Source organism: Pseudoflavonifractor hominis (genome assembly GCF_014288125.1).
GTDB classification, from domain to species: Bacteria; Bacillota; Clostridia; order Oscillospirales; family Oscillospiraceae; genus Pseudoflavonifractor_A; species Pseudoflavonifractor_A gallinarum.
In genome coordinates this window covers 179,047-190,773 of sequence record NZ_JACOPR010000001.1, presented here as the reverse complement: position 1 = coordinate 190,773, position 11,727 = coordinate 179,047, and the positions used below count along the sequence as shown (strand labels likewise).

The following is an 11,727-nucleotide window of genomic DNA, read 5'->3' as shown; positions in this document are numbered from 1 at the left end:
TCCTCCCCCACTCACAGCAGGCGTCCGCCCACGTTTCGGTAGGCGCGGGTGAGAAAGTCCCGGAGCTGGGCGCGCTCCTCCGGGGAGAAGTCGTGCAGCATCTGATCCTCCAGTGTCTGACACTGGTCCTCCCAGGCGGCAAAGGCCTCCCGGCCCTTGTCGGTGATGGAGACCTCGCCGGTGCGCCGGTCGGTCTGAGAGGGACGGCGCGTCAGAAAGCCATCCCGCTCCAATGTATCCAGGATGCGGCAGATGGCGGAGGGGTCCACCTCACAGCAGTCGGCCAGCATCCGCTGAGAGCAGGGGCCCAGATGGACCAGACAGCGCAGGATCTTGGGTTGACCCAGGGAGAGGCCCAGCTTACTCAGGTGAGGCCGAAGATGGTTCTGCACGGCGTGGGTGGTGCGGGCCAGCAGAACATGGACGGCATATTCCATCGGGATACCTCCTTTGTTGATATATCAATTATTGACATGGAATGATTATAGGAGGGCGGGGGAGAAAAGTCAATACGCCGGGACAAACGATCCGCCCCGCAGACCAATGTCCGCGGGGCGGGAGAGAGGAAACGTGCTCAGAGTGCCGCGCTGGGCAGATGGGCCGCGAAGGAGCGCACCTGCTGGGGTGTGCTGAGCTGGTGGAGCTGATTCAGGATAGCCTGCTTCTGCTGGGGAGAACAATTCTGATAGAAGCGCGCGGCGGAAGGATGGGATTGCAGACAGCTCTGGAAGGCCGCGTCGGGCGAAAAGGATGGTCTCATAATCAAATCACCTCATCGCTAGTATATCCAGAGCGGGGAGCTTACAACCGTGAAAAGAATCTCCAATCCCATGCACAAAAAATGCCGCGCACCCGATTCGGGTGCGCGGCATCTGGGATCAGCGGCGGAAACAATCGCTGCAGTAGACCGGGCGGTCATTGCGGGGCTCGAAGGGCACCTTGCAGGAGACGCCGCAGGAGGCACAAACGGCATCATACATCTGGCGGGCGGGACGGCTGTCCCGGCTGCTGGAACCGCCGCCGCCCTTGCGGGTATCACGGCAGGACTTGCAGCGCTGGGGCTCGTTCTGGAAGCCGCGCTCTGCGAAAAATTCCTGCTCACCGGCGGTAAAGGTGAACTCCTGGCCACAATCTTTGCAAACGATCATCTTGTCTTGGAACATAAAACATACCTCTTTTAAATATAAAAAATTTCAATGGGTTCGGTGTAAGTGCACTCCCTTACACCAGGGAGACGCGGGCTGCGCGCAGTTTGTGGGAATCCCGTGGATCCCGCTCGACCTCGAATGTGACTTTCTGGCCCTCAGTCAGGGATTTGAAACCCTCGGTCTGGATGGCGGAAAAATGCACAAACACATCTTCCCCGCCGCCGTCGTTGGAGAGAAAGCCGAAGCCCTTCTCATCGTTAAACCATTTGACAGTACCTTGCATGGAACATACCTCCTTTCCAGCAGGATAACTGAGCAAAAAAACGGCGCCTATGAAGTCAAAATGAAAAATTGACTCCATAGGCGCCGATCAATTACTACATTTGAATACTTGCTTAGTATAGCACGGCGGGATAGACTTGTCAAGGAAAAGTTTTTTTCTTTTTGAGAGGCCCGGATCAATAGAAGTGCGGGGTCCCGTCCTCCATGATCCCCAGCATCCGGCACAGGGGGCTGGTGATGGTAAAGGCGGGGCGGCAGTAATCCCCGTGGGGACCATAGGGGAAGGCACGTCCACCCCCCTCCCAGACGGCGATGGGGGGGAGGCCCCGGTCGTCCTTCCGGTCGGGATAGAGGGTCTGGGCGGCGGAGCGGAGGGCCTCCAGATCGGTGGAGCGGGCGGTCTCATAGATCTGGAGGAGTTCCTCCGCGGTAAAGGTGACCATACCCTGGTGCATCTTTTGAATGGATGTGACAATATCGTCGGGCATAAGTGGAATACCTCCGGGATTGGATTTGTACGGAAGCGGGAAAGTGCGGTATAATGGAAGCAGACGATGGGACGGAGTGGTCCCAATGTGTCCCCCTCCATATATATAATAGGAGGGAGGCGGAGGAGGATGCCATCCCACCGCCCCATCAGAACAGGAGGAAGCGAATATGAAGGTATTGTTGCTCAACGGAAGCCCCCACGAAAAAGGGTGTACCTATACAGCGCTGCGGGAGGCGGCCGATATGCTGGAGCAGTGCGGCGTGGAGACCGAGATCTTCTGGATCGGGACGCAGGCCATCCACGGCTGTGCCGGCTGCGGCGGGTGCGCCGCCGGAAAGGGATGTGTTCTCCCCAGCGGAGAGGTCAATTCCTTTTTGGAGAAGATGGAGGGGGCGGACGGCCTGATCGTCGGCTCCCCGGTCTATTATGCCTCGGCCAACGGCGCGCTCACCAGCTTTCTGGACCGGGCCTTCTATGCCGGAAAGTGCTTTGCCCACAAGCCTGCTGCGGCGGTGGTCTCGGCCCGGCGGGCGGGCACGACGGCCTCGCTGGATCAGCTGACCAAGTACTTCACCATCTCCCAGATGCCGGTGGTCTCCTCCACCTACTGGCCCATGGTCCATGGAACCCGGCCGGAAGAGGTGCAGCAGGACCGGGAAGGACTTCAGATCATGCGCAATCTGGGGCGGAATATGGCCTGGCTGCTGCGCTGCATCGAGCTGGGCCGGGCTCAGGGCGTGGAGCCCCCGGCCGCCGAGCGGGAGGCGCGGACCAACTTCATCCGCTGAGCAAATGGAGAAAAGGCCCCTGCGGTTTTGCCGCGGGGGCCTTTTTGTTCTGCGGTTATTCGGTGGTATAGTTGTCGAAGTAACCCTGGATGTAGACGATGGGGGTGCCCTTATCGCCGGAACCGGAGGTCAGATCGCACAGAGAGCCGATCAGGTCGGTGAGACGGCGGGGAGTAGTGCCCTCGGAGACCATCTTGCCCACCAGGCTGCCGTCCTTCTTCTGGATCTCCGCCTTGATGGCGTCCCGCAGGGCCTCGCCGGACAGGTCGGCAAAGTCGTTGTCGGCCAGGTACTTGAGCTTGAGCTCATTGGGAGTGCCCTCCAGACCAGCGGTGTAGGCAGGGGAGACCACCGGGTCAGCCAGCTCCCAGATCTTGCCCACAGGGTCCTTGAAGGCGCCGTCGCCGTAGACCATGACCTCCACGTGCTTGCCGGTCTTCTCCAGCATGATCTTCTGAATGGACTCAACCAGGTCCTGGCACTCCCGGGGGAAGAGCTTCACCGTCTCCTCGGTGGACTTGTTGGAGCCCAGAAGACCATATTTCTCATTGTAGCCGCTGCCGTCCACGGGGGCGGTCAGGATGTCGTCCAGACCAAAGACCCGCTCGGCGCCCGCAGCCTTGAGCAGGCGCTTGGTGCGCTTGCGGGTGTGGATGTCACAGGCCAGGACGTTCTTGGTGTACTTGAGGATGGCGCGGGGATCGTTGGCGAAGATGATCTCCACCTCGGCGCCGCTCTCCCGGATGAGGTCGGCGTAGTAGGCCACATAGTCCACGCCGGTGAAGGGGTGGGTGGTGTACCCGAACAGCTCCCGGTACCGCTCCAGGGTGAGCACGTCCTGGTAGGGATCGATGCCCTTCTCGTCCATCACGTCCACATCGATGAGATGGTTGCCCACCTCGTCAGAGGGATAGCTCAGCATCAGCACCACCTTCTTGGCGCCCTTGGCGATGCCGCGCAGGCAGATGGCAAAGCGGTTGCGGCTGAGGATGGGGAAGATGACGCCGATGGTCTCGCCGCCCAGCTTGGCGCGCACATCGGCGGCAATGTGGTCCACCGAGGCGTAGTTGCCCTGGGCACGGGCCACAATGGCCTCCGTCATCGCGATGATGTCCCGGTCACGGACAGAAAAACCGTCCTCCGCGGCGGCCTCCAGGACGGATGCGGGCACGATCTGGGAGAGATCATCTCCGCTGCGGATAATGGGGGCCCGGACGCCCCTGGAAATGGTGCCGACCATCCGGCTCATGTTGCAACACTCCTATTACTCATTCAAATCAAAACACAGATTGTGCTCTTCTGACAGAAGAGCACAACTATTATACTATAATTCTCGGAAAATGTAAAATAAAAACTGGACGGATTGCAGTCCTCCCGGGAAAAACAGGGGAGAGGGACCAACTGTAACCAAAATGTAGTTGACAGTTGTAGTCCAAAATGATACGTTAGGTTTACAAGAGTAGACCAAAGGAGGAAAGAATATGGGACAGGAAAGCAGACTGCGTCTGAGTGAGAGCGAATGGCGGGTGATGGAGGTGCTCTGGGAGGGCCCGGCCACCCTGATGGAGCTGGTGCGGGCGCTGCATGAGCGGGCGGGCTGGGCCAAGAGTACGGTGACCACCATGGTGCGGCGCATGGAGGAAAAGGGGTTCATCCGCCACACGGAGGGCGGACGGACCAAGACATTTTATCCGGCGGTGGAGCGGGAGGCGGCGGCTGCCGCCGAGACGGAATCCTTGCTGGAGCGGGCCTACCACGGCAGTGTGGGCCTGCTGGTGAGCAGCCTGGTGCGGCGGGAGCGGCTGAGCCGGGCGGAGATCGACGCGCTCTATGCCCTGCTGGAGGAACAGAAGGAGGGGTAGATCATGCTGGAACGGATGGTCACGTCGTCGGTGTTGATTTTGGTGCTGTGCGCCCTGCGCTTTCTGCTGCGGGGCCGGGTGAGCGCCCGGGTGATGTACGGGCTGTGGCTGCTGGTGGCACTGCGTCTGCTCCTGCCCGTGGGACTGGTGGAGAGCCCGGCCAGTGTCATGAATGTGGTGCCTTCCGCGCCGGTGGTGGAAGAGACGCTGAGTCGGCTTCCGGCCGCACCGGCGGAGAACCCCGTGCAGCCAGAGAGAGGCCCGGTCCTGCCGCAGATCCGTCCGGAGTCCCGGCCGGAGGCGCCTGCCCAGTCTGTGGAAACAGAGGCCGGACCGGAGCTCTGGCCGGTGGTCTGGGGGGCAGGCGCCCTGGCCGTGGCGGTGTGGTTCCTTCTGGTCAACCTGCACCTGCGTGTCCGGCTGCGGGGGGCGCGGCGACTGGAGATGGCGGGAAGGGTGCCGTTGTATGTGGCCGAGGGGCTTCCATCCCCCTGTGTAGTGGGACTCTTCCGCCCGGCCATCTATGTGACCCCGCCCTGTCTGGAGGATGAGCGGCGGATGCGCCATGTGCTGGCCCACGAGAGGACCCATCTGCGCCACGGTGACCCGCTGTGGGCCTGGCTGCGGTGCCTGTGTCTGGCGCTCTACTGGTTCCACCCGCTGGTCTGGGTGGCGGCAGCGCTCTCCCGGCGAGACTGTGAGCTGGCCTGTGATGAGGGGACAGTGGCCTGGCTGGGAGAGGAGGAGCGCATCCCCTACGGCCGCACTCTGGTGGATCTGGTAGCGGTAGGAGCCTCGCCCAACGACCTCCTTCAGACCGCCACCACCATGGCGGGACGCCGAAGCGCCATCCGGGAGCGGGTAACGCGCATTACCCGCAGGCCCCGCATGCTGGCCGCTGGTCTGGCGGTGGCAGTCCTGGCGGCGGGCATCGCCGCGGTGTGTACCTTTACCGCCCGGACGGAGGAGACGCCCACGCTGGAGGAGCGTCTGGCAGAGCTGCCGGAGGAACTGGCGGACACCGTGGTGCTGGAGCGGAATCCAAGTGAGGACACCCTCCTGGTCTGCTACCATGCACCTGACTACCAGAGCGACTATGGCGGCTATCTCTGCTCCCTCTTTGCGGTGGAGCGGGCATTCTTTGAGCGGGAATACGACAGCCGGGAGATGACCGGCGGCTGGGACTACCTGGGCGTAAGCGGGGAGGGGAAGTACTACATCCTCCAGACTCCCACCGATGTGCAGTTTGACCCAGCCAATCAGGAGAGTTACGTGGCGGCCCAGAAGAAAGTGACAGCGTGGCTGGCCGAGGCAGTGAAAGCATCTGCCGGGACCATTCCCGTGGAGGAGGACCCCCGCTGGCAGTCCTTCCAGGCGGCCTGCACTTTCCCTGGGGAGCACTGGCTGGCCAAAGCAGTGCTGCCGGGCGGGACGGAATACTACTTTGTGCTCTCCCAACCTGTTGAGCAGGGGGAGGAGGGCATCTGGTGCGTGGACCGCTGGATCACCGGGCAGGGCGATAACCGGATCGTCCATCCTCAGGGCGCGTACAGCGTCCCCATGGAGGAGTACTATGCCCGGCAGCAGCAGGAGAACCAGGCGGCGTGGTCCGACCCAGAGCAGGTCCTACTGGACTACTGGCAGGAGGCCTTTGGGTGGCAGTATGTCCGGCCGGAGTCTATGGTCTCGGTGACCGAAGAGGAAGTGGGGGCGCTGGTGGACGCCTTGCGGCGGGAGAGCGGTACAGAGGTGTCGGCCGCCTCCGCCCTTCAGAAGGAGCTGGAGGCCCGGAAGGAGCAGCCTCTTTTTCTGACGCTGGAGCAGGCGGGCGTGGAGACCACTACCCTCCCACTTTCGCGCGGGGAGCTGCCCCTGGAGGTCCTTACCCAGTCCTATGACTGGTACCCCCAGGCGGGCGGCGAGGAGATGGACAGCGACTATACCGTCACCCTGACCGACGGAGCGGGGTTCTCGCTCCGCGGTACGGCGGGGCGGGCAGAGGTGGCGTGGACTGCGGACGGGCGGACGGACTGGTATCGGACCGAGCCCCACTACCCCTCGGATACCGACCCTGGGGTGGCGGGTCAGCTCCGGCTCTGGTATGACGAACGGGAGGCCGACTTCTACGCCCTTACCCTCCCGGTGGAAGAGGGGGAGCCCCCTGCCCGCACCATGCGCCGGCTGAGCGAGGCCCTGGCCGCCCATATCCGGGGGCTGACGCCGGGCAGCTGCTTTGCAGTTTCGCAGGCCAGAAGTCTGGGCAGCGGCATCTTTGATGTGGCCGACCAAGGGCAGGACGCCTTAGCGGGGACGGTCAGTCTGGCGCTCTCCATCCCACCGGAGTCGGTGGAGAACTCAATTTATCAGGCCGGTTCCGGGCTGGGTGAGCTCTCCGGCGACTGGACGGGCTGGTACGGCTGGGGAAGAGAGGTCATGCTCCGGCGGGACGGTGCCCGCTGGCAGGTGAGCGAGCTGGGCACCGGAGGCATGGCGGTGGATGGAGCGGCCGATCTGGGCTGGGAGCGGAACGGCGCCTCTGGCGGGAGCGTGGCGGTCTATGATGACAGCGCGCTCTGGCGGCAGGTGGAGGAGGCGCTGGACCAGCCGGTGCCGGTACAAGAGATTCCGGCTGGTGACCAACTCACCCTGTTTCCCTATGGGCGGGGAGACCACCCGACGGTCAGCGCCTGGCGGGACAGCGACTTGATTCGGGTGTGCGTTGGAGAGGAGGAGAGCTTCTACGCCGCACCGGGGCTGTGGGAGGTCTTTCAGACGGCATTCGCCCGGCTGGAACGGGAGGAGAGCGTCTCTTTCACGCTGATGGCGGATGGGCGCAGCCCCCAGGCACTGGCGGAGGACTGGGCCGGACAGTGGCTGGCCCGGGAGCATGCCAACGCACCCTATGGAGCATATGGAACCAGTGAGATGGCCCGCTGTGTCCTGGGATCACACATCCAGGACCAGATCTCTTTTTCCGTCTACTTCCGGGACGGTGAGGACCCCCTCGCGGTCCGGCTGGAACGGGGGGACGGGGTCTGGCACGGTACCTTTACTACCTGACCGGACATTGGAAAGCATTGCCGGAACGGGGATGGTGTGGTAAACTGGTCAAAAAAAGAAAGCGAGGTCTTGCAGGATGAAGCAGGCAGCATTTTTGGGAACGGGAAATATGGGCGGTGCGCTGGTGCGGGCGGCCTGCCGGTCGGTGGGGGCGGAAGAAGTGATCCTCTCCAACCGGACCCCGGCCAAGGCCCAGGCCCTGGCGGATGAGACCGGCTGCTCCGTGGCGGAGGACAACCGGGCGGCGGCGGAGAGCGCCCGCTATCTCTTCCTGGGTGTCAAGCCCCACATGGTGCGCCAGCTGCTGGAGGAGATCGCCCCGGTCCTCACCCGGGGTCAGGTGCTGGTATCCATGGCCGCCGGACTCACCACCGAGACCCTGGCCTCCTGGTCCCCGGAAGGGTTCCCCATCCTGCGTATCATGCCCAACACCCCCAGCGCCATCGGAAAGGGGATGACCGCGCTGTGCGCCGCCCCCGGCGTGGCGGAGGAACACTTGGCGGCGGTGGAGACCATCCTGGCCGGGGCCGGCCGGATCGAGCGGCTGGAGGAGCGGCTGATGGACGCCTTTTCGGCGGTGGCCGGATGCGGACCGGCCTTTGTCTATCCCTTCCTGGAGGCCATGGCCGACGGCGGCGTGCTGGCGGGCCTGCCCCGGAAGCAGGCCATGGTGTTTGCGGCCCAGACCATGCTGGGCGCGGCGGCGCTGGTGCTGGAGAGCGGGGAGCATCCGGGTGCCCTTAAGGATGCGGTGTGCTCGCCCGGCGGCTCCACCATTGAGGGTGTGGCGGTGCTGGAGCGGCATGGCTTCCGCGGCGCGGTGCTGGATGCAGTGGAGGCTGCCTGGAAGAAAAACACCGCCCTGGGCAAGGCATAACCGAATCGGAAAACGGGCCGGACCGCTCCAGAGAGCGGGTCCGGCCCCTTTTGGCGTGAAAAAAGAAATGAGTCTGTACCGAAACGGTACAGACTCATGATCTTCTTTTCTGTGGTAATCAAATTACACAGCGCGGGTGACCTTACCCGAACGGAGGCATCTGGTGCACACATAGACGTGCTTGGGCGTACCATTGACAACCGCCTTGACGCGCTTCACGTTGGGCTTCCAGGGACGATTGGAGCGGCGGTGAGAGTGGGAGACCTGGATACCGAACACAACGCCCTTGTCGCAGAATTCACATTTAGCCATTCGCTTAAACCTCCTCGCTTGCAGATATCACGCTTCTTAAAGCATCGAACGATATAATAGCAGAAAAGAGGAGAAAATGCAAGAGGGAATTTAAAAAAACTCGATCTCATCTTGTGGGAGAGTTGCCAAAGGGCTGGAAGACGTGGTATACTAATCCCATATTAAGACACGCGCGACTCATTACACGAGCAGGGAGGGACCAGCCATGTCTACGCCGTTGAGCGTCAAGCTAGGTAGTCTCATTGATGAATTCAATCTGGAGGTATTGCGGGGTGCGGAGGGGTACCGCGATCTTCCTATCTCCACGGAGGATATCAACCGCCCCGGTCTTCAGCTGACGGGATTTTTTGATTACTTTGATGCCCAGCGCATCCAGGTGATCGGCCTGGTAGAGAGCACCTATCTGGACGGCATCACCTCGGAGGAGCGGAGCATCCGCTTTGAAACCCTCTTCCAGAGCGAGATTCCGGCGTTCATCATCGCCCGCGGGATGGAGCCCTTCCCCGAGTGCATGGAGATGGCGGAGAAATACAACCGCACTGTGCTGCGCAGTAATGAGACCACGTCGGTACTCATCAGCGCCATCGTCACGTCCCTGCATAACCATCTGGCCCCCCGGATCACCCGCCACGGCGTACTGGTGGAGGTCTACGGCGAGGGCGTGCTGCTGCTGGGCGACTCGGGCGTGGGCAAGAGTGAGACCGCCATTGAGCTGGTCAAGCGCGGCCACCGTCTGATCGCGGACGATGCGGTGGAGATCCGCCGGGTCAACAACAAGAGCCTGATGGGCACCGCTCCCGAGCTGATCCGCCACTATATCGAGCTGCGGGGCATCGGCGTGGTGGATGTGCGCCGCATCTTCGGTATGATCGCCATTAAGGAAGAGACCGAGATCGACATGGTCATCAACCTGGAGCCCTGGCGCGAGGATGCGGTCTATGACCGTCTGGGACTGGACGAGCTCTATGTGGACATTTTGGACGTCAAGGTGCCCACCATCACCGTTCCCGTGAAGCCGGGCCGTAACCTGGCAGTCATCATTGAGGTGGCGGCCATGAACAACCGCCACAAAAAGATGGGCTTCAATTCCGCGCTGGAGTTCACCAAGCAGATTGAGAGCCATTTTGACCAGGCGATGGGAAATTTCTAAGCCTTCGATACAGTAAGAGACAGACCGGGCGACTTGTTGCCTGGTCTGTTTTTTATTCATATTGATAGAAATATTATGCAAAAATGAGGAGCATAATTTGGAAAAAATGTGCATTGCACTAGGGCGGCACACGCCGTATAATAACAGCCATCGCGTCCAGAATTTGGCGTGAAATCGGAATAGGGCAACATGCCCTCAACAAAGGAGATCGAGAAATGAAACAACCTGTCACTCTGGCTCTGGCCTCCACCCTGATGCTGACCACGCTGGTCGGCTGCGCGGCGGGAGCGGCCCAGACTTCCGGGGCGGACACGACATCCCTTGCGGATGCCAAACCGACTGCGGCCCAGACCGCGGAGAATTTCAGCGATGAGATGAAGATCGAACACGCCGTGGACCTCTCCCCCGAGGACGGAGCCGACTCCGTCGAGCGGGCGGGAGATCACGAGGACTCCCCCTACTTCAAGCATCCGGATTTCTACAATATGGAATCCACCGATACCCTTACCATCCTGCCCAAGTTCAAGACCATTCAGCAGACCAGCGAGTGGAGCTGCGGCGTAGACGCCATCCTGATGGCCATGGACTACTACGGCAAGCTGGGCGACTGGAATGAGGAGAGCCTGGCCGCGCTGCGCCATGAGCTCACCGGCGAGATGGCAGGGTATCCGGGTACCACTCTGAAGCAGGCCATGGATATTCTGGACGGCGTGGGCGGTTTTGAATATATTACCAGTCTGGACTATGAGGATGTGTACAGCGAGGTCACGCTGGAGACCTTCCAGCAGTGGCTGAGCGAGGGTAAACCCATCCTGGTGGCCTGGAACGACTGGGGCGGCCACTGGCAGGTCATCATCGGCTATGACACCATGGGGACCGAGACCACCCAGGACGACGTCATCATTGTGGCCGATTCCTACGACACCACCGACCACAACCAGGACGGCTACGGCATCTATCCTGCCGAGCGGTTCTACTACAACTTCACCATGTATGACTCCTTCACCGAGGAAGAGGGCGGAAACGATATGCTCTTTATCGTCCCCACTCCCACGGAGGCTTGATGGAAGCCCCCGGGACCATATAGGTCCCGGGGGCTTTTGCGCTACCAGGGGGCGGTATAGCGGGCCTCGGCCAGGGGCCAGGCGAGCAGGGAGAACCAGCGCTCCACGTAGTCGCCCCGGCGGTTGCGCACGTCCAGATAGTAGGCGTGCTCCCACACGTCCAGACAGAGCAGGGGGCGCAGACCCAGGGTGAGGGGGCAGTCCTGGTTGGGCAGAGCCAGGAGGGACAGCGCGCCCTCCCGGTCGGAGACCAGCCAGGCGTAGCCCGAGCCGAAGAGGGTACGTGCGGCCTCCGCCATCTGCCGCTTCCAGGCGAAAAAGGACCCGAAATCCCTCTGGATGGCCTCGGCCAGTGCTCCGGAAGGCTCTCCTCCGCCGCTGGGAGAGAGACCGGCAAAATACAGAAGGTGGTTGTACACCCCGCCGGCGCTGCGGCCCACCGGGACACGGTCCTGGGCGGGCAGGCTGTCCAGGTCCCGGAGCAACTCCTCCAGAGTCTTGCTCCGGCCGGCCTCGCAGTCCTCCAGCGCCCGGTTGAGCTGCTCCACGTAGGAGCGGAGGTGCTTGTCGTGGTGAAAGCAGAGGGTCTCCTCCCCGATGGCGGGGCACAGCTCGTCATAGCCGTAGGGGAGTGGGGGAAGGGTATAGGGATAGCGCAGATCCATCCTTGCATACTCCTTTCAGGGGGGCGGTT

Annotated in this window: 13 protein-coding genes and 1 pseudogene; 6 read left to right on the top strand and 8 right to left on the bottom strand. The window is 62.0% G+C overall.

The features are described 5' to 3' along the window. Nucleotides 1-11: 11 nt before the first annotated feature. The 5 genes from H8S34_RS00960 to H8S34_RS00940 all read right to left on the bottom strand — a co-directional run bounded on the left by H8S34_RS00960 (nucleotide 12) and on the right by H8S34_RS00940 (nucleotide 1,918). Entirely contained in the window at nucleotides 12-437 is a 426-nt protein-coding gene (locus H8S34_RS00960; RefSeq protein ID WP_101693504.1) for a MarR family winged helix-turn-helix transcriptional regulator, read from the bottom strand. Nucleotides 438-574: 137 nt separating this feature from the next. Next, nucleotides 575-760, bottom strand: coding sequence for a hypothetical protein (locus tag H8S34_RS00955; protein ID WP_101693503.1), 186 nt, complete (start codon nucleotides 758-760; stop codon nucleotides 575-577). A 118-nt stretch (nucleotides 761-878) separates the two neighbouring features. After that, nucleotides 879-1,163 (bottom strand): zinc-ribbon domain containing protein, encoded by a 285-nt coding sequence (locus H8S34_RS00950; protein ID WP_101693502.1) that lies wholly within the window; start codon nucleotides 1,161-1,163, stop codon nucleotides 879-881. A gap of 58 nt (nucleotides 1,164-1,221) precedes the next feature. Then, complete coding sequence (locus tag H8S34_RS00945; protein WP_186962800.1) at nucleotides 1,222-1,431, bottom strand: cold-shock protein; 210 nt, start codon at nucleotides 1,429-1,431, stop codon at nucleotides 1,222-1,224. Nucleotides 1,432-1,606: 175 nt separating this feature from the next. Continuing rightward, entirely contained in the window at nucleotides 1,607-1,918 is a 312-nt protein-coding gene (locus H8S34_RS00940; protein WP_101693500.1) for a hypothetical protein, read from the bottom strand. Between the two features lie 169 nt (nucleotides 1,919-2,087). Here H8S34_RS00940 and H8S34_RS00935 point away from each other — a divergent pair, with 169 nt between their 5' ends. Beyond that, complete coding sequence (locus tag H8S34_RS00935) at nucleotides 2,088-2,708, top strand: flavodoxin family protein (RefSeq protein WP_186962799.1); 621 nt, start codon at nucleotides 2,088-2,090, stop codon at nucleotides 2,706-2,708. A 55-nt stretch (nucleotides 2,709-2,763) separates the two neighbouring features. Here H8S34_RS00935 and H8S34_RS00930 read toward each other — a convergent pair whose 3' ends face one another. Beyond that, a complete protein-coding gene (locus tag H8S34_RS00930; protein WP_101693498.1) occupies nucleotides 2,764-3,957 on the bottom strand; it encodes a coenzyme F420-0:L-glutamate ligase in 1,194 nt (397 codons plus the stop codon). 232 nt (nucleotides 3,958-4,189) lie between these two features. On the opposite strand from H8S34_RS00930, the gene H8S34_RS00925 reads away from it, so the two are divergent. From H8S34_RS00925 to proC, 3 genes and pseudogenes are all read left to right on the top strand, one after another. Next, complete coding sequence (locus H8S34_RS00925; RefSeq protein WP_186962798.1) at nucleotides 4,190-4,570, top strand: BlaI/MecI/CopY family transcriptional regulator; 381 nt, start codon at nucleotides 4,190-4,192, stop codon at nucleotides 4,568-4,570. Nucleotides 4,571-4,573: 3 nt separating this feature from the next. Then, entirely contained in the window at nucleotides 4,574-7,630 is a 3,057-nt protein-coding gene (locus tag H8S34_RS00920) for a M56 family metallopeptidase (RefSeq protein WP_186962797.1), read from the top strand. A 64-nt stretch (nucleotides 7,631-7,694) separates the two neighbouring features. Continuing rightward, nucleotides 7,695-8,507: pseudogene (gene proC, locus H8S34_RS00915) on the top strand (pyrroline-5-carboxylate reductase); the annotation flags it as partial. A gap of 123 nt (nucleotides 8,508-8,630) precedes the next feature. Here the strand turns inward: proC and rpmB are convergent. After that, nucleotides 8,631-8,819, bottom strand: coding sequence for a 50S ribosomal protein L28 (rpmB, locus tag H8S34_RS00910; RefSeq protein ID WP_101693494.1), 189 nt, complete (start codon nucleotides 8,817-8,819; stop codon nucleotides 8,631-8,633). A 205-nt stretch (nucleotides 8,820-9,024) separates the two neighbouring features. Here rpmB and hprK point away from each other — a divergent pair, with 205 nt between their 5' ends. Both hprK and H8S34_RS00900 read left to right on the top strand, forming a co-directional pair. Next, nucleotides 9,025-9,969, top strand: coding sequence for an HPr(Ser) kinase/phosphatase (hprK, locus tag H8S34_RS00905; RefSeq protein ID WP_101693493.1), 945 nt, complete (start codon nucleotides 9,025-9,027; stop codon nucleotides 9,967-9,969). Nucleotides 9,970-10,184: 215 nt separating this feature from the next. Beyond that, a complete protein-coding gene (locus tag H8S34_RS00900) occupies nucleotides 10,185-11,033 on the top strand; it encodes a C39 family peptidase (RefSeq protein WP_186962795.1) in 849 nt (282 codons plus the stop codon). A gap of 41 nt (nucleotides 11,034-11,074) precedes the next feature. Here the strand turns inward: H8S34_RS00900 and H8S34_RS00895 are convergent, their stop codons facing one another. Continuing rightward, on the bottom strand, nucleotides 11,075-11,698 hold the full coding sequence (locus H8S34_RS00895; RefSeq protein ID WP_101693491.1) for a superoxide dismutase: 624 nt from the start codon (nucleotides 11,696-11,698) through the stop codon (nucleotides 11,075-11,077). Nucleotides 11,699-11,727: the final 29 nt, after the last annotated feature.